This window comes from Streptomyces cyaneus, assembly GCF_004028635.1.
GTDB lineage: Bacteria > Actinomycetota > Actinomycetes > Streptomycetales > Streptomycetaceae > Streptomyces > Streptomyces cyaneus.
Window position 1 is genome coordinate 1,092,758 of sequence record NZ_RQJW01000003.1, and the last position, 23,276, is coordinate 1,116,033.

18 protein-coding genes are annotated in these 23,276 nt (G+C 70.6%); 11 read left to right on the top strand and 7 right to left on the bottom strand.

The window, feature by feature from the left end; translation table 11 throughout:
* Nucleotides 1-160 precede the first annotated feature (160 nt).
* Entirely contained in the window at nt 161-364 is a 204-nt protein-coding gene (locus EHO50_RS13735) for a cold-shock protein (RefSeq protein WP_062705208.1), read from the bottom strand.
* 238 nt (nt 365-602) lie between these two features.
* Complete coding sequence (locus tag EHO50_RS13740; RefSeq protein WP_128430232.1) at nt 603-1,025, bottom strand: secondary thiamine-phosphate synthase enzyme YjbQ; 423 nt, start codon at nt 1,023-1,025, stop codon at nt 603-605.
* A 131-nt stretch (nt 1,026-1,156) separates the two neighbouring features.
* Between EHO50_RS13740 and EHO50_RS46020 the strand changes: the two genes are divergently transcribed.
* From EHO50_RS46020 to EHO50_RS13765, 6 genes are all read left to right on the top strand, one after another.
* The gene (locus tag EHO50_RS46020; RefSeq protein ID WP_349817350.1) at nt 1,157-1,240 is read left to right on the top strand and encodes a putative leader peptide; all 84 of its coding nucleotides are present in this window, start codon (nt 1,157-1,159) and stop codon (nt 1,238-1,240) included.
* A 112-nt stretch (nt 1,241-1,352) separates the two neighbouring features.
* A complete protein-coding gene (locus tag EHO50_RS13745; protein WP_128430235.1) occupies nt 1,353-2,234 on the top strand; it encodes an ABC transporter permease in 882 nt (293 codons plus the stop codon).
* A complete protein-coding gene (locus tag EHO50_RS13750; protein ID WP_128430237.1) occupies nt 2,207-3,007 on the top strand; it encodes an ABC transporter ATP-binding protein in 801 nt (266 codons plus the stop codon). The genes EHO50_RS13745 and EHO50_RS13750 overlap by 28 nt, the downstream gene beginning before the upstream one ends.
* A gap of 81 nt (nt 3,008-3,088) precedes the next feature.
* Complete coding sequence (locus EHO50_RS13755; protein ID WP_128430239.1) at nt 3,089-4,114, top strand: ABC transporter substrate-binding protein; 1,026 nt, start codon at nt 3,089-3,091, stop codon at nt 4,112-4,114.
* 1 nt (nt 4,115) lies between these two features.
* Nucleotides 4,116-5,267, top strand: coding sequence for an LLM class flavin-dependent oxidoreductase (locus EHO50_RS13760; RefSeq protein WP_128430241.1), 1,152 nt, complete (start codon nt 4,116-4,118; stop codon nt 5,265-5,267).
* A gap of 63 nt (nt 5,268-5,330) precedes the next feature.
* The gene (locus EHO50_RS13765; protein ID WP_281288198.1) at nt 5,331-6,440 is read left to right on the top strand and encodes an NAD(P)-binding domain-containing protein; all 1,110 of its coding nucleotides are present in this window, start codon (nt 5,331-5,333) and stop codon (nt 6,438-6,440) included.
* Nucleotides 6,441-6,707: 267 nt separating this feature from the next.
* Here the strand turns inward: EHO50_RS13765 and mltG are convergent, their stop codons facing one another.
* Nucleotides 6,708-7,568, bottom strand: coding sequence for an endolytic transglycosylase MltG (gene mltG / locus EHO50_RS13770; protein WP_128430245.1), 861 nt, complete (start codon nt 7,566-7,568; stop codon nt 6,708-6,710).
* 43 nt (nt 7,569-7,611) lie between these two features.
* Nucleotides 7,612-9,414: an ABC transporter ATP-binding protein gene (locus EHO50_RS13775; RefSeq protein ID WP_128430248.1), complete on the bottom strand. Its 1,803-nt coding sequence runs from the start codon at nt 9,412-9,414 to the stop codon at nt 7,612-7,614.
* Between the two features lie 94 nt (nt 9,415-9,508).
* On the opposite strand from EHO50_RS13775, the gene EHO50_RS13780 reads away from it, so the two are divergent.
* The 3 genes from EHO50_RS13780 to EHO50_RS13785 all read left to right on the top strand — a co-directional run bounded on the left by EHO50_RS13780 (nt 9,509) and on the right by EHO50_RS13785 (nt 14,551).
* Nucleotides 9,509-9,958: a MarR family winged helix-turn-helix transcriptional regulator gene (locus EHO50_RS13780; RefSeq protein WP_128430250.1), complete on the top strand. Its 450-nt coding sequence runs from the start codon at nt 9,509-9,511 to the stop codon at nt 9,956-9,958.
* A 105-nt stretch (nt 9,959-10,063) separates the two neighbouring features.
* Nucleotides 10,064-10,192 carry a hypothetical protein gene (locus EHO50_RS45625; RefSeq protein WP_281288199.1) on the top strand — a complete coding sequence of 43 codons (129 nt, stop codon included), beginning with the start codon at nt 10,064-10,066 and terminating at the stop codon, nt 10,190-10,192.
* Nucleotides 10,193-10,204: 12 nt separating this feature from the next.
* Nucleotides 10,205-14,551 carry an nSTAND1 domain-containing NTPase gene (locus EHO50_RS13785; protein WP_128430252.1) on the top strand — a complete coding sequence of 1,449 codons (4,347 nt, stop codon included), beginning with the start codon at nt 10,205-10,207 and terminating at the stop codon, nt 14,549-14,551.
* 78 nt (nt 14,552-14,629) lie between these two features.
* Here EHO50_RS13785 and EHO50_RS13790 read toward each other — a convergent pair whose 3' ends face one another.
* From EHO50_RS13790 to EHO50_RS13800, 3 genes are all read right to left on the bottom strand, one after another.
* Entirely contained in the window at nt 14,630-16,063 is a 1,434-nt protein-coding gene (locus tag EHO50_RS13790) for a cation:dicarboxylate symporter family transporter (RefSeq protein WP_128430254.1), read from the bottom strand.
* 175 nt (nt 16,064-16,238) lie between these two features.
* Nucleotides 16,239-17,915 carry a peptide-N4-asparagine amidase gene (locus EHO50_RS13795; RefSeq protein ID WP_128430256.1) on the bottom strand — a complete coding sequence of 559 codons (1,677 nt, stop codon included), beginning with the start codon at nt 17,913-17,915 and terminating at the stop codon, nt 16,239-16,241.
* 61 nt (nt 17,916-17,976) lie between these two features.
* Nucleotides 17,977-18,708 (bottom strand): L,D-transpeptidase family protein, encoded by a 732-nt coding sequence (locus EHO50_RS13800; RefSeq protein WP_128430258.1) that lies wholly within the window; start codon nt 18,706-18,708, stop codon nt 17,977-17,979.
* Between the two features lie 334 nt (nt 18,709-19,042).
* On the opposite strand from EHO50_RS13800, the gene EHO50_RS13805 reads away from it, so the two are divergent.
* Both EHO50_RS13805 and EHO50_RS13810 read left to right on the top strand, forming a co-directional pair.
* Nucleotides 19,043-20,896, top strand: a complete 1,854-nt coding sequence (locus EHO50_RS13805; RefSeq protein ID WP_128430260.1) for an ABC transporter transmembrane domain-containing protein — start codon at nt 19,043-19,045, stop codon at nt 20,894-20,896.
* Entirely contained in the window at nt 20,893-22,680 is a 1,788-nt protein-coding gene (locus EHO50_RS13810) for an ABC transporter ATP-binding protein (RefSeq protein ID WP_128430263.1), read from the top strand. Before EHO50_RS13805 ends, EHO50_RS13810 begins: the two co-directional genes overlap by 4 nt.
* The last annotated feature ends 596 nt before the right edge of the window (nt 22,681-23,276 follow it).

Sequence of the window (23,276 nt, forward strand, 5' to 3'; positions counted from 1 at the left end):
CTCAACAGGGCGCGCATCGAGGAATTCCCGACAGGAGTGAGCCGGGTAAATTGCAAGAACGAGCCGAATGCGAATCCAAAAGAATTCCAGCGGAATACAAAAAAACAGTAAGCTGAGGCCCACCGCAAGGCGTGGCCTCAGCTACCTCATACCTTCGACGTCAGGCGGGAGTGATGTTCTCCGCCTGCGGGCCCTTCTGGCCCTGTGTGACGTCAAAGTTCACCTTCTGACCTTCCTGCAGCTCACGGAAGCCCTGGGCGGCGATGTTCGAGTAGTGGGCGAAGACGTCCGGGCCGCCGCCGTCCTGCTCGATGAAGCCGAAGCCCTTTTCCGCGTTGAACCACTTGACGGTGCCAGTAGCCATGTCACATCTCCTTGGGGGCAGTACCCGGGGGACCCGCGCCGTGCGAACCCCTGCGTTGCCACAATGCGCCCCGTCCGGATAAGCACCGGAGATTACAGAAATGTCCGACGCCATACAGCCGCCAAGACATTTGAAGTTTCGGGAACCACAACTGCAACTATTATCAAGTTTAGCACGGTCACACCTTCACGGTCACACATCGAATACCTGCGGAAGGTGAATTCCACCGTACGCCGCGTCAACCCAGGAACGACAGGCGGACCTTCCGGTTCGGGTTGTCCCTGTTGGTGTCCACGAGGCAGACCGACTGCCACGTTCCGAGCTCCAGCCGCCCATCCAGCACCGGCAGCGTCGCGTGCGGCGGGACGATCGCCGGGAGGACGTGGTCACGGCCGTGGCCGGGGCTGCCGTGACGGTGTTGCCAGCGGTCGTCCGCGGGGAGGAGGGTGTGCAGGGCGGTCAGGAGGTCGTCGTCGCTGCCGGCTCCCGTTTCGATGATCGCGATGCCGGCTGTGGCGTGCGGCACGAAGACGTTCAGGAGGCCGTCGCGGCCCGCCGCCGCCTCCCGCAGGAAGGCCTCGCAGTCGCGGGTGATGTCCACGACCCTCTCCGAGGAGCCGGAGGCGACGTTCAGAACTCGGGTGGTGAAGGCATCTGACATGTCGTCCATCCTCGCCCATGCACCGCAGTTCGCACGCCAGGGGACGGCCCGAGACGGCCGCCGTGATACACGAGGTCCACTTGGCGAGACACCGTTGACCGTCGGCGCGCCATCTGGCTACTTTCAGCGGCATGTTGCGTTCAGCCCTGCTCACCACGCGCGGTCACATCGACCTGCTGCGGGTGGCCTCCGCCGCGTGTCGCCGCGGCTGCTGACGCCCCTCTTCTCTCTTCACCCACGCTTCCTCCCCGTATCCGCCCGGTCCTGAACTGACCCGGCGGCGCTGAAGCGCGTCCCCATCGACGCTCATCGCCCCCTGGAGCACCCATGAGCATCAGCCATGCCCCACCCAGCTCTGCCGAGACGGATATTCCCCTCAAATCCAACTTTGAGAACCCACCCGCCGTCGATGTAGTCCCCCTCCTCCCCACCTCCTCCCGCCGCACCCGCGTCCCCCGCTGGCTGCGTCGCACCACCGGCCCCGTCCTGCTCCTCATCCTGTGGCAACTGCTCAGCAGCACAGGCCTGTTGACCGCGGACGTGCTCGCCTCGCCCGGTCGCATAGCCCAGGTCGCGGGTGATCTGATCGCCGACGGCTCGTTGCCCTCGGCCATGGGGACGTCCCTCCAGCGCGTCGCCGGCGGGCTGGCGCTGGGCACCGTCGTCGGTACCGGACTCGCCCTGGTCTCGGGCCTGTTCCGGATCGGTGAGGACCTCGTGGACGCGCCGGTGCAGATGTTGCGGACCGTGCCCTTCGTCGGGCTCATCCCGCTGTTCATCATCTGGTTCGGGATCGGCGAGGCGCCCAAGGTCGCCATCATCACGCTCGGCGTGACCTTCCCGCTCTACCTCAATGTCTACGCCGGTATCCGCGGCGTGGACTCCCAGTTGATCGAGGCCGGGGAGTCCCTCGGGCTGTCCAGGTGGGGGCTCGTGCGGCATGTCGTGCTGCCCGGTGCGCTGCCGGGCGCCCTGACCGGCCTGCGCTACTCGCTCGGCATCGCCTGGCTCGCCCTCGTCTTCGCCGAGCAGGTCAACGCCGACTCCGGCATCGGGTTCCTCATGGTTCAGGCGCGGGACTTCCTGCGGACCGACGTGATCGTCGTCTGCCTGATCGTCTACGCCTTCCTCGGCCTGCTCGCCGACTTCATCGTCCGCTCCCTCGAAAGGCTGCTGCTGCAATGGCGACCGACGTTCACCGGCCGGTGAACCCCAAAGCCGATCAGACCGCGCAGGCCACTCAGGCCGTGCGGGCCAACGGGACCGTGCAGGCCGCACAGGCCGTGCACGTCGAGGGGCTGACCCGCTCCTTCGACGGGCGTGCGGTCATCGACCGGCTTCAACTGGACGTCCGACCAGGCGAGTTCGTTGCTCTCCTCGGCCGCAGCGGCTGCGGCAAGTCCACCCTGCTGCGCATCCTCGCCGGCCTCGACCGCGACATCGAGGGCACCGTCCTGGTGCCGCGCCGCAAGGCCGTCGCGTTCCAGGCACCGCGGCTGATGCCGTGGAAGAAGGTGTGGCGCAATGTGCTGCTGGGCCTGCCGGGCAAGCCCGGCCGTGCCGTCGCCGAGCAGGCCCTCAAGGAGGTCGGCCTGGAGCACCGTACGGATGCCTGGCCCAAGACGCTCTCCGGCGGCGAGGCTCAACGCGCCTCTCTCGCAAGGGCGTTGGTCCGCGAACCCGATCTGCTGCTGCTCGACGAGCCGTTCGGCGCGCTCGACGCGCTCACCCGTATCAAGGCCCAGCGCCTGGTGGGCGAGCTGTGGCAGCGGCGCGGCTGCGCGGTTCTGCTCGTCACGCACGACGTCGAGGAGGCCGTACTCCTCGCCGACCGAGTCCTCGTGATGGACGACGGCGTCATCGCGCACGAACAGCGCATCGACATCGACCGCCCCCGCGACATCACCGACCCCCGGTTCGCCGAGCTGCGCGCCGGCCTGCTCGAACGCCTCGGCGTCGACACCGCGGCCGAAGCAGCCTGAGGCCCCCAGCCCCAACCCCGGCGGTCACCCCCGACCCCAACCCCTTTTCTTCCACCCTCAGTTCCACAGAACGGATCCGTCATGCGACGTCGCCTCGTCCCCGCCGCGCTGCTTCTCCCCCTGGCCCTGCTCCTGTCCGCCTGCGGAGGCAGCTCGTCGGCCTCGACCGGCGGCGACACCGACGGCTCGGGCTCCCTCACCCTCAACGTCGGTGACCAGAAGGGCGGTTCGGAGGCGATCCTGCGCGCCGCCGGAGAGTTGAAGAACCTCGACTACAAGATCAAGTGGTCCACCTTCACCTCCGGTCCGCCGCTGCTCGAGGCGGTCAACGCCAAGGCCGTCGACATCGGCGGCGTCGGCAACACCCCGCCGGTCTTCGCGGCGGGGGCGGGCTCGAAGATCACGGTGGTGGCCGCCTTCCACGGGGCCTCCAAGGGTGACGCGATCCTCGTACCGAACGACTCGAAGCTGACGAAGCCCGAGCAGCTCAAGGGCAAGTCGATCGCCGTGGCGCAGGGCTCCTCCGCCAATTACCAGCTCGTCGCGTCCCTCAAGGCGGCCGGGCTGACGTTGAGCGACGTCGACGTCAAGTACCTGCAGCCGGCCGACGCCCTGGCCGCGTTCACCGCCGGCAAGGTGGACGCGTGGGCCGTGTGGGATCCGTACACCTCGCAGGTGCTCGTGGCCAAGCAGGGCCGGATCCTGACGACCGGCGACGGAATCACCAACGGCCTCACCTTCCAGGTCGCGGCGCCCGCCGCCCTGGGGGACAAGAAGAAGGCCGCCGCCATCAAGGACTACCTGGAGCGGCTGCGGCGCGCCACGGCTTGGGTCAACGACCACAAGGAGGAGTGGGCCAAGGTCTGGGCGAAGGACACCGGGCTGCCCTACGAAGTCGCGCTGGCCTCCGTGAAGCGCACCAACGCCACCCGGATCTCGGTCGCGGTCGACAAGCCGCTCATCGCCTCCGAGCAGGAGATCGCCGACGCCTTCACCGAGTTGAAGCTCATCCCGAAGAAGGTGGACTTCGGCGAGTTCGTGGACACGCGGTACAACGGTGACCTGCCGCCGTCGACCACCGAGGCCCGCGCCACGGAGGGTTCGTGACATGGCCGTCCATCTCCACTGGTTCCTGCCGACCGGCGGCGACGGCCGCACCCTGGTGGACCGGCACGCCTACGGCCCCAACCAGGCCAGCAAACCGATCGGCGTACGCGCCCCCGACATCGACTACCTGGCCCAGATCGCCAAGGCCGCCGAGCGGTTGGGCTTCGAGGCGGTCCTCACCCCGACCGGTACCTGGTGCGAGGACGCCTGGCTGACCACCGTGGCCCTCGCCCAGCACACCGAACGCCTCAAGTTCCTGGTGGCGTTCCGGCCGGGCCTGATCTCTCCGACGCTCGCCGCGCAGATGGCGGCGACGTACCAGCGCGTCACGCGCGGGCGGCTGCTGCTCAACGTCGTCACCGGCGGCGACTCGGCCGAGCAGCGTCGCTTCGGCGACCGTCTCGACCACGATCAGCGGTATGCGCGTACGGACGAGTTCCTGTCCGTCGTACGCGGGGTGTGGCGCGGTGAGCCGTACGACTTCCGCGGCGCCCACTACCAGGTCGACGGCGGGCTGACCGCGCTGCCGCCGGATCCGTTGCCGCAGCTCTTCTTCGGTGGTTCGTCCCCGGCGGCCGGGCCGGTCGCGGCGCGGCATGCGGACGTGTATCTGACCTGGGGCGAACCGCCCGCGCAGGTCAAGGAGAAGATCGACTGGATCCGCTCGCTGGCCGAGCGGGAGGGCCGTACGGTCCGGTTCGGGATCCGGCTGCACACCATCTCCCGTGACTCGTCCGCCGACGCCTGGTCGACCGCCCACCGGCTGCTCGACGACCTCGACGCGGACACGGTCGCGGCCGCGCAGGCGGCGCTCGGGCGCAGCGAGTCGGTGGGGCAGCAGCGCATGCTCGCCCTGCACGGCGGCTCCCGTGCCGATCTGGAGATCTACCCGAACCTCTGGGCGGGCGTCGGTCTGGTCCGGGGTGGTGCGGGGACCGCGCTGGTCGGGAGCCATGCCGAGGTCGCCGAGAGGATCGAGGAGTACCACGCGCTGGGCGTCGAGCACTTCGTGCTGTCCGGGTATCCGCATCTGGAGGAGGCGTACTGGTTCGGGGAGGGGGTTATTCCCGAGCTGGCGGCGCGCGGTCTGCTCGACGGTACGGCGGCGGAGGCCGAGGCGGGTGTTCCGCTGCTCGTCGCGGGCGGGCGCTGATCTCCGGGGGCGCAGGGACGTCGGGGACCTCGGCGACCTCGGGGGAAGATCCGCGCCCCCGAGGTGGTTAGTGGAAGCGTGAACAATACCGAGGTGGTCGCGGAAGTCGACGTGGTCGTCATAGGCGCTGGTCAGGCCGGACTGTCCAGCGCCTATCACCTGCGGCGCACCGGGTTCGAGCCGGACCGTGACTTCGTGGTGCTCGACCACTCCCCCGGCCCGGGCGGCGCCTGGCAGTTCCGGTGGGCCTCGCTGACGTACGGCAAGGTGCACGGGATGCACGCGCTGCCCGGTATGGAGCTGACCGGCGCCGATCCCGAGCGGGCCTCGTCCGAGGTCATCGCCGAGTACTTCGACACCTACGAGCGGACCTTCGACCTGCGGGTGCGGCGGCCCGTCGACGTGCGTGCCGTGCGCGAGGGCCCGGACGGGCGGCTGCTCGTCGAGACCTCGGCCGGGACCTGGTCGACGCGGGCGCTGATCAACGCGACCGGCACCTGGGACCGGCCGTTCTGGCCGCGTTACCCCGGTCAGGAGACGTTCCGGGGGCGGCAGTTGCACACCGCGCAGTACCCCGGGCCGGAGGAGTTCGCCGGGAAGCGGGTCGTCGTGGTGGGCGGGGGCGCCTCCGGCACCCAGCATCTACTGGAGATCGCCCGGTACGCGGCCGCCACGACGTGGGTCACCCGGCGCCCGCCCGTGTTCCGCGAGGGCCCGTTCAGCGAGGATGTGGGCCGGGCGGCCGTCGCGCTCGTCGAGGAGCGAGTCCGGCAGGGCCTGCCGCCGAAGAGCGTCGTCTCCGTCACTGGGCTGCCCCTCAACGACGCCATCCGGCAGGGGCTCGCGGACGGGGTCCTGGACCGGCAGCCCATGTTCGACCGGATCACGCCGGACGGAGTGGAGTGGCGGGACGGGCGACGCAGTCGACACGTTGCCGCCGACGTCATCCTGTGGGCGACCGGTTTCCGGGCCGCCATCGACCATCTGGCCCCGCTGCGCCTGCGTGAGCCGGGCGGTGGGATCCGGGTGGACGGGACGCGCGCGGTCGCCGACCCCCGCATCCACCTGGTCGGATACGGCCCCTCCGCCAGCACGATCGGCGCCAACCGGGCCGGCCGCGCGGCCGTACGGGACATCAGGCGGTTGTTGACCGAGGAGCCGGTGGCGGCGTGACCTTCGGCGGTCGGTTCGGCCACCTTCGAGCCGGCCGCGACCGGCCTCGCTGCGGGGTGCCTGGCGACGGGCGGCGTGGCGGCTGGTAGCTACCGGCCGGCAACCCCGAGCAGCTTGCGGCCCGGCGCGGTGGAGGTACGCCCCGTCACTGGCATGCCTGCCAGGCCCGGCAGGCATGCGAGGCACGTACCCTCCGGCACCGGTCACCGTGACTCGTATCCCTCCGCAACCGGCCGACGCCCCGGCCGCCATCCGATGCCCCGAGCGTCACCTCGCCGGCTTCGGGCCGGCCGGGCTCGCCTTCTGCTGGGCGTTGAACTCCGCGACATTGCGCTGGTGTTCCGCGTAGTCGGCCGTGAAGCGGGTGTCGCCGGGCTTGACCGTGACGAAGTACAGCCAGTCGCCCGGGGCCGGGCTGATCGCGGCGCGCATCGCGTCCTCGCCGGGGTTGTCGATCGGCGTGGGCGGCAGGCCCATGCGCTGGTACGAGTTGTAGGGGCTCTCGATCCGCGTGTCGGCCTCGGTGGTTTTGATCGTGGAGCGGCCCAGCGCGTAGTTGATGGTGGAGTCCATCTGCAACGGCATCCCGCGTTCGAGCCGGTTGAAGACGACCCGGGCCACCTTGCCCATGTCGGCCTTGCTGCCGGCCTCGGCCTGGACGATGCTCGCGATGGTGACCGCCTGATAGACGTTCATGGCGTTGCGCTGGGCGCCGGCGGCGATCGGGGCGCCGCCGAACTTCTTGTTGGCGGTGTCGACCATGGCCGACAGCAGGGAGTCCGGCGTCGCCTTCGTACCGTTGTGCTCCAGTGGATACGTCGCCGGGAAGAGGTAGCCCTCGGGGTTGCCGTCGGCGTCGTTCGGGAGTTTGAGGTCGAGCTTGCCGAGGGACTTCTTGGTGGACCCGGGCGGCAGGGCGAGGGCCTTGTCGACGGCCTCGTACACCTGGCTCGCGCGCCAGCCTTCCGGGATCACCAGCGAGGTGGGCCGCGCCGGCTCCTCCTCGCCGAGGATCAGCAGCGGCACCGCCACGGCGGCGCCGGCCACGACGGCACCGGCGGCGATGAGAGCGATACGGCCCCGGTGCGTCAGTCGAATCGTGTTCCGTGGCGGAGTGTTGAAGTGCATGCGGGCACGGTATCCCGCAAATACTTACAAACCCGACATAACGTCACGTCGTCGGCTCCAGTTGGGCGTCCCGGCGCACCAGCCCCGCATACCGCCCCTCCCGCTCCAACAGTTCCTCGTGCGTGCCCCGTTCGGCGACGCGCCCGGCGTCGAGGACCACGATCTGGTCGGCGCCCCGAATGGTGGACAGCCGGTGCGCGATGGTGAGGGTGGTGCGGTTGGCGGACAGCGCGTCGATGGCCTCCTGAACGGCGTGTTCGGTGCGGGTGTCCAGGGCGCTGGTCGCCTCGTCGAGGATGAGGACAGGCGGGTCGCGCAGGATCGTACGGGCGATGGCCAGGCGCTGTTTCTCACCGCCGGAGAAGCGGTGGCCGCGCTCGCCGACGATCGTGTCGTAGCCGTCGGGCAGGGCGGCGATGTGGTCGTGGATCTGCGCCGCCTCGGCCGCCGCGTGCAGCTCCTCGTCGGTGGCGTCCGGCTTGGCGAAGCGCAGGTTGTCGGCGACGGAGGCGTGGAAGAGGTACGTCTCCTGCGAGACGACGCCGACCGCGCGGGCGAGGGTGTCGAAGTCGAGGTCGCGCACGTCGACGCCGTCGAGGGTGACGCGGCCGCCCGTCACGTCGTAGAGCCGCGGCACGAGGTGGCCGAGCGTGGACTTACCGGCGCCGGTCGGGCCGACGACCGCGAGGCTGCCGCCCGCCGGGACGGTGAGGTCGATGCCGTCGAGGATCGGGCCGCTCTTGCCGTCGTACCGGAACTCGACGTTCTCGAAGCGGACCTCACCCTTGATGCCGTCGAGGTGGACGGCATCCTTCCGCTCGGTGATGTCGATGGGCAGGTCGAGATACTCGAAGATGCGCTGGAAGAGCGCGAGCGAGGCCTGGATCTGCACGCCGGTGGACAGCAGGCTGACGGCCGGGCGGAACAGGCCCTGCTGCAGCGAGACGAAGGCGACGATCGTGCCGATGGAGACCTGCGGGCCGCCGAGCTGGAGGGCCGTTCCCGCGGCCCAGTAGATGACGGCGGGCATGGCGGCCATGACGATGCCGATGACAGCCATGCGCCAGCGGCCGGCCATGTTCGACCGCACTTCCAGGTCGACCAGCCGCTCGGACTCGTCGGCGAAGGCCGTGGTGAGCGAGTCGGAGCGGCCCATCGTACGGCCGAGCAGGATGCCGCTGACCGAGAGTGACTCGGTGACCGTGGCGGCCATCGCGGCCATCTGCTTCTGGCGCTCGGTGGTGATCTTCTTGCGTTCCCTGCCGACGCGGCGGCTGATCCAGACGAAGACCGGGAGCAGGAGCAGCGAGACGACGGTCAGGCGCCAGTCGAGGGCGATCATCGCGATGATCGTGGCGACCACGCTGGTCAGGTTGGAGACCAGGGAGGTCGCGGTGGAGGTGACGGTGGCCTGCATGCCGCCGATGTCGTTGGCGATGCGGGACTGGACCTCGCCGGTGCGGGTGCGGGTGAAGAAGGCGAGCGACATGCGCTGGAGGCGGCCGTAGACGGCGGTGCGCAGGTCGTGCATGACGCGCTGGCCGACCGTCGTGGAGATGAGGGTCTGCAGCACGCCGAAGATGCTGGTGAGGACCGCGCTGAGGATCATGCCGAGCGCGAGCAGGGTGAGCAGGCCGGTGCGGCCCTCGGGGATCGCTACGTCGAGGATCGCCTTGAGGAGGAAGGGTGTGGCGACGCCGACCAGTGACGAGGCGCCGACAAGGAGGCCGACGACGGCCAGGCGTCCTCGGTAGGGACGGAAGAGTCGCAGGATGCGGCGCACCTGCCGGGGTTGTTCCTGCTCCGCGGCGGGTGGCGTCCAGGTGGGTTCGTTGTCGGGGTGCATGGGCTCCTACGGGAGGTGTGGCGAAACGGACTGACGGAGCTTAGCTCATTGTTACCTATGCTCACAATGAATGTTGTCCTGATATTGTTCCCGCATGACCATGCCCGATCCCGACGGCCCGCTCGCCGAGCAGCTGCTGCGCTTCACCCGTCGGGTGCACCGGATCCAGAAACGGCACTTGCAGGAGTGCGGCCTGGGCGTCACCCCGGCCCAGTCCCGCCTGCTGCGCACGCTCGCGCACTACGACTCGCCACCTCGCATGGCCGACCTCGCCGAGCGCCTGGAGGTGGTCCCGCGTGCCGTGACGACGCTGGTCGACGGGCTGGAGGCGAGCGGGAAGGTACGGCGGGCGCCGGATCCGACGAACCGGCGGGTGATCCGCATCGAGCTCACCGACGACGGGCGGGGGGCCCTGCGGGAACTGCACGGTGCGCGGCGGTCGGCGGCTCAGGAGATTCTGGCGCCGCTGACGGAGGAACAGCGCGAGGTGCTGGGCGAGTTGCTGGACACGCTGATCGACGGGGGCGCCGAGGGGCGCTGCTGAGCGGCTGCTGAGCGGTCGGCACCGCCGGGACTGCCGAACCGTCTCCCGGGCCGTGTCCGGTCGGCTACGTTGAGCGAGCGAACGAGCATGTGTGGGGGAGGGCATGTGGCGGTACCAGCTATGGCGCAGGTAGGCCCGGACGACGTACCGGCCGACTTGTCGGGGCCCGTCAAGGCGGGCCGGGCCGCGGACGCCGAGAGCAGCGCGGCGAACCCTGGCGAGCCCGCGAGCTGAGGCCGGGCGACCGTGCTGACGCAACCGGGCGGCGGGCAGGAGGCGCGGCAGTCGCCCGGCCCAGCGGACGCGGCCGCCGTCGCGCAGATCCTCGCACCGGACGGCGCCGTGGCGGGGGCGGGATTCCTGGCCGGCGACGGCCTGCTGCTCACCTGTGCGCACGTCCTTCAGGGGGCGGGTCACGGCCCGGGGGACGCCGTCCGGATGCGCTTTCCGCAGGCCGAGGACGCGCCGCAGGCCATCGGGACGGTCCTCGCCGAGCAGTGGCGGGACCCGGACGGCGACGACATCGCCGTCGTCCTGCTGGGTGAGACACCCCCCGGCCTTCCCGTGCTCGCTGTCGGATCCGCCGAGGGCTTCGCCGGTCAGCGGGTGCGGTCGTTCGGCTTTCCTGCCCAGGCACCTGACGACGGCCGCTACGGAACGGGCACGGTGCAGGGTTACCTGAATGCCGACGGTCGCGTACTCCTGCAGTTGGACGCTGCGAACTCACTGGCCCAGGGGTTCAGTGGCGGACCGATCCTGGACGAGGAATCCGGGCTCGTGATCGGCATGGTCACCGCGATCACCGCCCCCGACCGTCACCAACGCGGCGTGAACATCGCGTATGTGACGCCGGGTGAGACGCTCCGCGCCCGCTGCCCCGCTCTCGCCGCCCAGGACACCTGTCCCTATCTGGACCTCAAACCGTTCGGCAAGGAGCACAGTCACTGGTTCCACGGCCGTGACACGGCGCGGGACAAGGTGCTCACGGAGCTGAGGCGGCGCCGGGGCGTCCTGCTGCAGGGGCCCTCCGGTTCCGGCAAGTCGTCCCTGGTGCAGGCAGGCGTACGCCCCGAGTTGCCGGACGGCTGGCTCACCTGCACCGCACGGGCCGGTCAGGACTGGGCCGGTGGCCTGGAACGGGAGGGACTGCCGGGGGTCCGTGCCGACGGGCTGCTCACCGCCGTCCGGCGACGGCTGGCGGACGAGCCGGACAACGTCCGTCTGCTGCTGGTCTTCGACCAGTTCGAGGAACTGCTCACCACGGCGGGTGCCGGTGCCGAGCTGCCCGCCCACAGCGTGGACGCGCTCCGGCAACTCACCGAGGTCATCCGCTCCTACGAGTCGGTCGTGGTGCTTCTGGTCATGCGTGTCGACTTCTACCACCGACTGCATACGCTCGCGCCGGAGCTGCTGGAGGCCGTCAAGCAGGGGCAGATCGACCTCTTCTCCACACTGGACGCCGAGGAACTGCGCGCCATCGTCACCAAGCCCGCCCACAGTGTCGGCCTGCGTTTCGAGGAGGGCCTGCCGGAAGCGATCGTCGCCGAGGCGCTGGCCGCGGGTCGTCGCGGTGCCGCGGACGGCAGGGCCGAGGTCTCCTTGCTGCCGTTGCTCGAGAAGACCCTGACGCTGCTGTGGGAGAACCGCGGCGACAACCGGCTGACCCACGAGGCGTACGAGAGGATCGGCGGGCTCGGGGGAAGCCTGAACGGATCGTACGAGCGGGCCTTCCGGGAACTCGGCCCCGGTCGGCGGCCGGTTGCCGAGCGCATCCTCAGTGCCCTCGTCCGGCACGACGAGACGGGGCAGACCGATGATGTCCGCCAGGCCCGCTCGGTCGAGGACCTGCGCGATCTGACCGAGGACTCGGCCTTCGACGAGGTCCTGGCCGTTCTCGCCCGCCACCGGCTCGTCATCACGCACACTCCGCCGGGCGGCAGGTACAAGGGCCGGCCGACGGTCGAGCTGGTCCATGAGTACCTCATCGGCACCTGGGACGACTTGAGGGCGTGGGTGCGACGGGACGGACCGTTCGATGCCTGGCTCCGCCGGGTCGAGTCTCAGCAGCGGACCTGGGAGGCGACGCAGAGCAACGATGATCTCCTTCAGCGCTCCGATCTGAACGCCACGCTCGACTGGGCCGCTCAGAAGCGCGCCCTGCCTCCCCACGTCAGGGAGTTCCTCCGGCGCAGCGACGACCACCACAAGGAGCGCGAGCGGCGCAGTCGGCGGTTTCGTCGCGGGGCCTTCACGGCGCTGTCCCTGATGGCTGTCCTTCTGCTGATCGCCGCCGCCCTCGCCTTCGCCTACGCGAAGCGAGAGGAACAGGCCAAACGAGACGTGGAGGAGCGGGAGTTGATCGCCACGGCGGAGGGACTCGCCGCGCAGGCCGAGCAACTGCGCGAGAGTGACCCGCGGTTGGCCCTGCAGGTGGGTATGGCCGCCGATCAGCTGCACAGCACCGCCAAGGTGCGAGCAAGTCTGGTCAAGACGCTGGGCACCACCAGGCTGGCCGCGACCTTCTCGGGTGAGGGCGTCGGTTTCGCGGACGACGCCGGCGACCGCCTCCTCGTCCAGGTCGCCAAGGCCGAAGCGGAGGGCCAACTCCTGGACGTGCACGCCGTCGGTGGAACCCGTCCGGGGCGGTTGCTGCGGCGCCAGGACATCGGGGCGGCGGTCGCCCTCAGTCCCGACGGGAAGTTGCTGGCCACCGTCGATGAGGACATGCGGGTGCGGGTGCGCGCAGTGGGTGCTCAGGACGCGGCCGAGGCAACCGTGTCGCCGGCGTTCGGTACGAACGAGCTGATGACCGGCGCGGAGTTCGGCGCGGACGGCAGACGTCTGGTCCTCAGCCACATGGACGGCACGGTGACGCTGTGGGACACCTCCCGGCCTTCCCGGCCGACGGCGGTCGGTGCGCCCCTCCGCGTGCGGCCGAAGCTTGATGCGGACGCCCCGTCCGAGTGGGCCGCCCCTCCGGCGGTCTCGCCGGACGGCCGCCTGATCGCGGTGGCCGTCGACCGCGCGGTCACCGTCTGGAGCGCCGGCGCCCCGCGGCGCGAGGTGACACGCCTGCGCCTGCCGTCGCTCAAGTCCGAAGCGTTCTCCGACCCGTACGCGATCTCCCAGGTGTCCTTCAGCCCGGACGGGCGGACCATCGCCGCGGCCGCGGTCGGCGGAGTGGTCCGCTGGGACGTCACCGACCCGGAGCATCCCGCGCTGCTCGAAACGCTGTCGGACGCGGGCCGCGCCGCCGTCTTCAGCCCGGACGGCCGGACCCTGGCGACCATCGGCGACGACGGCAGCGCCGTGCTCTGGGACCTGACCGAACCCTCCCGGGCCCGCCGGGGCGCCGCGTTCCCCGCGCCCCAGGAGGGTGAGGCCGTCGCGATCCGCTTCTCACCGAACGGGGAGCGCGTCATGGTGCAGCACGGTGGCTCCGCCGGGGGCCATGCGACAGTGTGGAACCTCCGCCGACCGGGCCACCCGCAACGCCTGGGCGACGAACTGCCCTCCGACTCCCCCTCCCTGGCCGTACGGGCGGACGGGCGTGTCCTCGTCACAGCGCGCGAGGACGGCCGGATCGACTGCTGGGACATCTCCTCGCCGGACGGTGCCGTCCGGATCTCCACCGTGCGTACGCGTATCAAGGGCGGGGTGACCGCCCTGGCGTTCCGCCCGGACGGCAGAGTGCTGGCGGTGGGCGGAGGCGGCGGCAGGGCCGAGCTGTGGGACGTCCGCGATGCGAGGCGGCCGGTACGGCGCGGCGAGACCCCCCAGACCACGCTCGATCGGGTCACCACCCTGAGTTACACCCCCGACGGCAAGACGCTGCACCTCTCTGACAATGCCTATGTGGTGCGCTGGCGGACCGGCTCCACGGCGATCCCCCTCACGATGGGCACCGTCTATCCACAGTTCGTCACGCGCGTGGCGTTCAGCCGACAGACCGACACCATGGCACGCGTGGCGCCCTACCAGCCGCTCTCCCAAGTGGTCCGGGAGCGCGGGAACTTGGTGGGAGCTGCCGTGCAACTGTGGCCGGTCGGCGACTCCGGTCCGATGCCGGGGAGCGGGGCCCGTGAACTGCCGGGCCCGGGCAACGTCGGTTCGGCGGTGGAGTTCCACCCCGCGGGACGGATCCTCGCCGTCGGCAGTCCGTACGGCACGCTGACGCTGTGGGAGATCGCAGGAGCCTACGAACCGCACCGCAGGCTGGGACTTCCGGTCAAAGGGCACAGTACGGCGATCTCCGCGATCGCCTTCTCGCCCGACGGAACCACCGCCGCCACCGGTGCGACCGACGGCACCATCGTGATCTGGTCGCCGGACCAGGACGGCCCCCTCAACCTCAGCGGCCAGGCGGCCACCGGCCACGAGGGAGCCGTTCTCACCATGGCCTTCTCCCCCGATTCCCGAACACTCGTCACCGATGGCGCGGATGGCGCGGTGCGGTTGTGGGACGTGGGCGCCATCGCGGACGCGCGCAGCGGGCCGACGGAACTGGCATGCGCTCTCGCCGGCGGAGGACTCGGCGAGGTGGAGTGGGCGTCCTTCGTTCCGTCGCTTCCCTACCAGGACACCTGCTCATGAGCCGGCTCTCGTGGTGACAGAACGCGGCCACCGCTCCGTACTGCTGGGCGGTGGCCGCGATCCTGTCGGCAGTGACCGTCAACCGGCCTCGGCGGCCGTCTCCTTGGTGGTCGGGACCGGTACGGCGACGGACTCCTCGGACTCCGTCGTCCCGGGCTTCTTCAGCCCCGTCTTCTCCGCCTTCTCCGCCTTCTCCGACTCGTCGTCGTCCAGGTCGACCACGATCTCGCCGTCCAGGACCTTCTTCGCCCGCTCCTTGTCCAGGGCGCCCTCCCAGCGGGAGACCGCGAAGACGGCGACGCAGTTGCCGAGCAGGTTGGTGACGACGCGCATCGAGTCCATGATGCGGTCCACGCCCAGGAGCAGAGCGACGGCTCCGGCCGGGATGGCGCCCAGCGAGGACGCGGTCGCGGACAGGGCGAGGAACGCCGAGCCGGGGATGCCCGCCATGCCCTTGCTGGTCAGCATCAGCACCAGGACCACGGTGATCTGCTGGCTGAAGCTGAGGTCGACGCCCACGGCCTGGGCGATGAACAGCGTGCCGATGGACAGGTACAGGGAGGCGCCGTCGAGGTTGAAGGAGTAGCCCGTCGGCAGCACCAGGCCCACGGAGTCGTCGCGGGCGCCGGCCTTGCGCAGCTTCTGCATCACGCGCGGCAGGACCGACTCGGTGGACGCGGTGCCGAGCGCGAGGAGCATCTCCTCACGGATGTAGCGCAGGAACTTCCAGAGGCTGAGCCCGGTGACCACCTTCAGGGCGACGGCGAGGAGCGCGATGAAGAGCGCCGCGGCCGCGTAGCACAGGATGATCAGCTTGCCGTAGGTCTCGATCACGCCCAGGCCGTAGTTGCCGATCAGGACGGCCATCGCACCGAACACCGCGATCGGCGCCAGTCGCATCACGAAGCCGACGATCGCGAAGATGATCTCCTGGGCCTGCTCGATGGCGGGCAGTACCTTCGGCACCTTGGTGTGGCCGAGGTGCAGCAGCGCGGCGCCCACCAGGCAGGCCAGGATGAGCACCTGGAGCAGGGAGTTCTCGGCGAAGGCCCCGATGAACGAGGTGGGAATCGCGTTGAGCACGAACTCGGTCGTCGACGGCAGGTGTCCGCCGCCCGTCTTCGCGTCGACCGCCGAGGTGTCGAGCGTGGACGGGTCGACGTTCATACCGGACCCGGGCTGGACCACGTTGGCGGCGAGGAGCCCGATAAGCAGCGCGAGCGTGCTCGCGACCTCGAACCAGATCAGGGCCTTGAGCCCGATCCGGCCGAACGCCTTCAGGTCGCCGGCCTTGGCGATGCCGACGACGACCACGCAGAACACGAGCGGCGAGATGATCGTCTTGATGAGCCGGATGAAACCGTCGCCGAGCGGCTGCAGGTCCGCGGCGAAGCCGGGCCACAGCTTCCCGACGACGATTCCGAGCACGAGCGCGCAGGCGACCTGCGCGAAGAGAGAGGTACGCAGCATGCGTGCGACGCGTCGCGGCAGGGACGGTACGGACGGCGGCACGGGCACTCCTTGGGGACGGCGGCACACAGAAGCCCCCAGGGACGGTTGGGACTTCTGCCATACGGAAAGCGGATTCCGTGCCGATCACTTTGAGGGTCATGTTGTCCTGACACAAGACCCCCGTGTTGCATCCGTGTAAATCGCGCCCCGAGTGACGCACCGCACACCATCCGTCTCAGCAGCCCCTGCGATCCTCCGTGAGCACTCCCTGGACACTGGTGAGCAGCCGGTCGTAGCAGCCGCCCGAGCCGTACAGCCGATAGCGCTCGCTCGTCGTACCGACCGCCCGCCGCTGATCGCGTGGCACGTTCAACGTCCATGAGGCATCGCCCTCGACGGTGTCGTCGAGCCGCGACCACACGGTCCGCCGCCCGTCCTGGGCCGTCACGGCCGTGGCACGGTCACCGAGGGTCAGCACGGTGCGCAGCCGGTCGCCCGCGCCGATCGTGACCGAGCCGTCCATCGTGTACGTCCGCTGCGTACGGGTCGTTCGGGCCGGTCCGCGTCCGTCGACGGTGACCGACTGGGTGTCCGTCCATGTGGCGTCGAGGGCGTCGACGTTCTCGCCGTCGGTCCAGCGGTGCGCGGACTTGTTCGTGAGCGACCGGCTCACTGTGGTCGTCACCCGGCCGTGCGAGGTGTCGACGTATCCGGAGACGGTCAGCCGGTGACCGCCCTCGGTGTCCACCCGGTGCTCCGAACCGGGCGTGTAGGTCGAGGAGTTGGCGAGGTCGTCGGCCTGGTGCGCGGTGAGCTTCCCGGTGACGTGGGCGCTCTTCGCGTCCTGCCACACGAGGACGTTCACGGGCGCGCTCCAGCCGCTCTGCCCCTCGGGGACGCCGATGACGGAGACCTCGACGCGGTGCGGGCGGCCGTCGTTGAGGATGCCGGCGAACGGTGTCAGGTCGTACTCGATCGGTTTGACGTCGAAGGCGCGCGGCCCCGGAACGACGTACCAGAGGAAGGGGTTGGACCAGCCGCCGGTCCAGACGTGCGGGAACGGCGCGGCGATTCCGGCGAGTTGACCGTCGACCTTGATCTGCACCTCACGGTAGGGGCCGTCGGCGGCCTTGCAGGAGTAGGGCGCCGCGTCGGGCACCGACAGATACCAGAACTCCTCGCAGCCCCCGCCGGAGCCGGTGGCGTACACCTCGGCGACGATGCGTCGGCTGTTGCGCGGGGTGGTGAGCGCGCCGTCCTGGAGGGTGAGGACGCGGTCGGGAGCGGTGGCAGGGCGGCCGGCGTAGAACGTCAGCGTCACCTTGACGTCGATGATGCCGGTGTACGTGTCGTCGACGACGTTCCCGATCAGCATCTCGACGTCCTGGCTGCCGCGGAAGGTGTCGCTGTAGCGGGTGACGTCCTTCTCGACGGACCACTCGATGCCGTCCGGTGACGGCTCGGGAGTCGAGGTACGGAAGATCTCGACCCCGCCGACGTGCAGATAGCCGAGCCGGTCGTACTGGCGCCCCTTGACCTTGCCGTCCATCCGCAGCACGACCTTGCTCCAGCGGTCGCCGCAGCCTTGGGGCGGGGTGAAGGTGCCCTTGTAGGGGGTGAAGTCGCGGAACTGCGCCTCGGCGACGGTGACTTGGCAGGACTTGCCGGAGGGCTTGGTGAGGGGTGGGCTGGCGGTGATCGGGTCGTGCCAGTCGGTGCCGAACTCGGCGGGGACGTCGGCGGGTTGGGGCTCGGCCGCACGGGCCGTCACAGTTTCCGCTGTGGTGCCGGCCGCGGTTTCCGCCGCGATCTCGGCCGCGGATTCCGCCGCGGGGGCGGGGCTCGCTCCGAGGAGGGTGCTCGCCAGGAGGGTCGCCCCTGCGAACATGGACATGACGATCCGTCTCTTCATGGCCGGTGTTCTACGGGGAGTTGGGCATCCCTCGCAATGACGCCTCTTCAGGCCTCCCCCATCAGTGCGAGCTCTTCAGGTCCGCCCTGTCCCCCATCACCACCACAGGATGCCGGTCCGGATCGAGCGTGCGCAGCAGGTACTCCATCGCCGATTCGGACAGACTGACACAGGCCGACGTACCGCTGCCGTGGTCCATGTGCAACCAGATGCCACCGCCTTTGTGCTCACCCTCGGGACGGGTGGGGTCGTTGGGCGGGGTGCCCTTGACGCGGTTGTAGTCGATGGCGATGACGTAGTCGAAGTCGTGCCAGTACGACTTCCCCCACCAGCGCGGCGCCGCGAAGGCCGTGGACCGCGTGTACGGCAGCCTGGCTCCGGGGTCCTTCAGTACGCCACCCGCGTCGCTGAGCGTGAACACGCCGACGGGGCTGCGGTTGTCGCCCTCGTGGTGGTCGGTGGTCCAGCCCTTCTTGCCGTTGTGCGCGGGCCAGCTGCGGGTGCGGTCCCAGGTGGAGCCGTGCTTGGTGTAGAGCACGACCGTGGAGTTCGGGGAGTCCTTGCCCTCGCCGTAGACCGCCACGACCTGGCGGGAGTTGTCGGGGATGCGTCGCTGCCACCGATCGGCCACGTCCGGGATGCGCGTCGGATCGGAGGTCGTGGCCGGCCGGGTGGGTGCGGCCTGGCCGACGTCCCCGCCTCCACCCCCGCCCCCGCCGTGCTGCGCGCCGCCGCACGCGGTCAAGGTCGTCAAGGTCACCAGGAGGGATCCGAGGGCCGCTGTTGCGACCATGGCATGCCGTACTCCACCGTTGCGCGCTCCGCCGTTCCACATCACTCCATGGTCGCACCGCGTTCGGGGCATCAGGCGGAGCGACAACCGGACGGCCACGTCCGACGACAACCGGGCGGCCAGCCAGATGAGCCGCCGCCGGACGGGCCTGATGGGCCGCCGGATGGACAGCCGGATCTGTGCGGCGGCGCGGAAAACCGTTTGCGTCCGGACACGCTGCGACGCGAACCTGTCACGGTTTGCTGCCGCCGTGCGCGATCCGTTCCGCGCGCCGGTATCCGATCGCCTCCCCATCCCCATCCCATCCCCCACTGACACGAGCCACTGGGACGTCATGCAGATTCGAGACCTTCCGTATCCCGACCCAGGTGTGCCGGACGCACGCTCGGGTCCCCGATTCCTGTGGTGGCTCTTCAGGAACCAGCTGGGCGGACAGCTCAAGTCCCTGGCCTGGGGGCTGCTGCACTTCCTGTCCGTCTCCGCGCTGCCGTTCTGCGTCGGCGTCGCCATCCAGGCCGTCGTCGACCGCTCGGGGGCGCGACTCGCCCTCGCCGGCGGGCTCCTGGCACTGTGCAGCGCCGGAAACGCCATCGGCGACACCTTCCTGCACCGCACCGCCGTCACCAACTGGATCACCGCGGCCGCCCGAGTCCAGCAGGTACTGGCCCGCAAGACCGCGCAGCTGGGCTCCGCGCTGACGCGGCGCGTCGCGGCCGGTGAGGTCGTGGCCGTCTCCACGGGTGACGTCGAGAAGATCGGCTGGTTCGTCGAGGCCTGGTCACGGTTCACGGCGGCGGCGGTCACCATCGTGGTGGTCTGTGTCGGCCTGGTCGTCTACCAGCCGGCGCTCGGTGTGATCGTCGCCGTGGGCCTGCCCGTCCTGGCGATCGCCGTACTGCCGCTGCTGCCCCGGGCGACCCGACGGGCCGACTTCCAGCGCGAAAAGGCCGGGCGCGCCACCGAGTTGGCCTCGGACACCGTCGCCGGTCTGCGCGTCCTGCGTGGCATCGGCGGCGAGGAACTCTTCCTCGACCGCTACCGTCGCGCGTCGCAGGACGTGCGCCACGCGGCCGTGCGCAGCGCCCGGATGTGGTCCCTGATCTCGGCGATCCAGGTGCTGCTGCCGGGGCTGCTGCTGATCGTGGTCATCTGGTACGGCGTCCACCTGGCCCGCGAAGGCCGGGTCACCGTCGGCGAACTGGTGGCCGTCTACAGCTCGATCATGATCCTCACCTATCCGCTGCGGCACTTCGAAGAGATCGCGATGGCGTACTCCTTCTCACGTCCCTCCGCCCGGCGGGCCGCGCGGGTGCTGTCGCTGGAGCGGGTCACCGACACCGAAGGGTCGCGCGACGGGTCCGACGTGCCCTCCGGGGACCTGTACGACCCGGCCACGGGACTGCTCGCCCCCACCGGCCGGTTCACCGCCGTGGTGTGCGGCGACCCGGACACTGCGGGGCGACTGGCCGAACGGCTGGGCGGACACGGCTCCGAGGAGGGCACGCCGGTGCTTCTGGGCGGCGTCCCGCTCGACGAGTTGCCGCTCGACTGCGCGCGTACGGCCGTCCTCGTGCAGGACAAGGACCCGGTGCTGCTCTCCGGCACGCTGCGCGAACTGCTCGACGTGCCGCGGTCGGGCGATGTCGGTCCCGAGGAGGCGCTGGCCGCCGCGCAGTGCGAGGACGTGCTGGCCGCACTGGTCCAGGGATCCCTCGACGCCGAGGACCCGATGGACGCCCGCATCACCGAACGCGGCCGGTCCCTGTCCGGCGGCCAGCGCCAGCGCCTCGCGCTCGCCCGGTCGCTGATCACGGATGCCGAGGTGCTCGTCCTGGACGAGCCGACCTCAGCCGTCGACTCGCACACCGAGGCACGGATCGCACAGGGCGTGCGGGACCTGCGGGCGGGGCGCACGACGGTGGTGTTCACCTCCTCACCGCTGCTCCTGGACCGCGCCGACCGGGTCGTGCTCGTCCATGAGGGAGAGGTCGCGGCGGTCGGCGTGCACCGCGAGTTGCTGCACGGCGAACCGCGGTACCGGGCCGTGGTCACCAGGGAGACCGACGAAGAGGCCGCCCTGCACACCGCGTTGAACGAGGACGACGCGGTGGGCGAGGGCCCACGGTCAGGGTCGGCCGCCCTCAACCACGTACTGAAGGAACTGGAAGAGATCGAGGAGTCAGCATGATCGGCGTGGCGCCACCGGCGTACGACCCGGCGGCCCCGACGACGGCGAACACCCTGCCGGTCGGCGCCCCCGCGACCGTACGCGCCTATGTGGTCGAGTTGTTCCGTCGGCACCGCCGTGCCTTCCTGCTGCTGATCACCGTCAACACGGTCGCCGTCGTGGCCTCGATGGCGGGGCCCTGGCTGCTGGGCGGGCTGGTGGAGCGGGTGTCGGACGGAGTCGGCGCGCGGGAGCTGCATCTGGAGCTCACCGTCGGGCTGTTCGCGACCGCTCTCGTCGTCCAGGCCGTGTTCGTACGGCAGGTGCGGCTGCGCGGCGCGATGCTCGGGGAGCGGATGCTGGCCGATCTGCGCGAGGACTTCCTCGTCCGGTCGGTCGGGCTGCCGCCCGGTGTCCTGGAGCGGGCCGGGACGGGCGACCTGCTGTCCCGGATCACGACGGACATCGACCGGCTGGCCAACGCGATGCGCGAGGCCGTGCCCCAGCTGGCGATCGGTGTGGTGTGGGTGTTCCTGCTGCTGGGCGGGCTCGTCATCACCGCTCCCCCGCTCGCGGCCGCCGTACTGCTCACCGTGCCGCTGCTGGTGACCGGCTGCCGCTGGTACTTCAAACGGGCGCCGTCCGCCTACCGCTCGGAGGCCGCCGGGTACGCCGCCGTGGCCGCCGCGCTCGCCGAGACCGTGGACGCCGGGCGCACCGTCGAGGCCCACCGCCTCGGCGAGCGCCGCGTGGAGCTGTCGGAGCGGCGCATCAAGGAGTGGACGGCGTGGGAGCGCTACACGCTCTGGCTGCGGTCGGTGCTCTTCCCGTTCATCAACGTCACCCACGTGATGCTCCTCGCCTCGGTCCTGATGGTCGGCGGCGTGTTCGTCCTCCAGGGCTGGATCGGGGTCGGTCAGCTGACGACGGGTGCCCTGATCGCGCAGATGCTGGTGGACCCCGTCGGGCTCATCCTGCGCTGGTACGACGAGCTGCAGGTGGCCCAGGTGTCGCTGGCCCGGCTGGTCGGGGTCCGGGACATCGAGCCGGAGGCCGGGGACGCCCTGCTGGCGCCCGACGGCCGCGACGTGCACGCCGACCGGGTGCACTTCGGCTACGTGGAGGGCGTGGACGTACTCCGCAAGGTCTCCCTGGAGGTCCCGCCCGGCACCAGGCTGGCGCTCGTCGGGCCCTCCGGGGCGGGCAAGTCCACGCTGGGGCGGCTGCTCGCGGGTATCTACGCACCCCGGGACGGCCGCATCACCCTCGGCGGTGCGGAACTGTCCCGGATGACCGCCGAGCGGGTCCGCTCCCATGTGGCCCTCGTCAATCAGGAGCACCACGTCTTCGTGGGCGCCCTGCGCGACAACCTGCTGCTGGCCCGCACCGACGCGACCGACGCCGAGCTGTGGGCGGCGCTGGGCGCGGTCGACGCGGACGCGTGGGCCCGTGCGCTCGACGACGGCCTGGACACCGAGGTCGGCTCGGGCGGATTCGCGCTCACTCCGGCCCAGGCCCAGCAGATCGCGCTGGCCCGCCTGGTGCTGGCCGACCCGCACACGCTGGTCCTGGACGAGGCGACCTCGCTCCTCGACCCACGCGCGGCCCGCCACCTGGAGCGCTCCCTGGCCCGTGTCCTCGACGGCCGCACGGTCGTCGCCATCGCCCACCGCCTCCACACCGCCCACGACGCCGACGTCATCGCGGTCGTCGAGAACGGCCGCATCAGCGAGCTGGGCAGCCATGACGAGCTGGTCAGCGCCGATGGGGCTTATGCGGCGCTGTGGCGGTCCTGGCACGGGTGAGTGAGGGCCGGAGCGGATGGTGGACCGGAACGGGAGCCCTGGCCGAGGGGAAGGGCACGGGTTGCGGCCGGCTGAGGCGCGAGCGGTTGCGGAGCGTGCCCGGACGGGCGGTGGGCCAGGACGGGCACCGTGGCCGAGCAGACCGGGACGGCCGGCCGGCTGAGGCTGGGGACTCTGGTCTGCCGAGGTGCGCGGCTGGAAGCGCAGTGGGGTCGGCCGGGTGCCTCGGCCGACTGGAGCCGAGGACGCGGTCGGCCCAGGCCGGGAACCTCGGCCGACCGTGGCCCGGTGTGCGGGGCGCCGTGGCTGAGAGGCACGGCTCGCAGTGACCGAGGGCACGGACGTGGCTGTCATCGGACGGCTGGCAGAGGTGGGGCTGGCCGGGCGGGGGTGGCCCGGCGGGGCGGCGCGGTTCCGGGGGTCGGCTGATCCGGAGCGCGTGCCCTTGCGCTGTGCCGTTGCGCCGGGGCGAAAAGGGGTGGAAGGCTGGATAGCGGCACCGGTTCGGGGAGCACCCGGGAACCATGCGGTTCGCGCCGGATGCGGCCTGTGCCCCCCGCCGCGGCGGCCCGCCGCCGACCGCAGTGAGTTCGGGC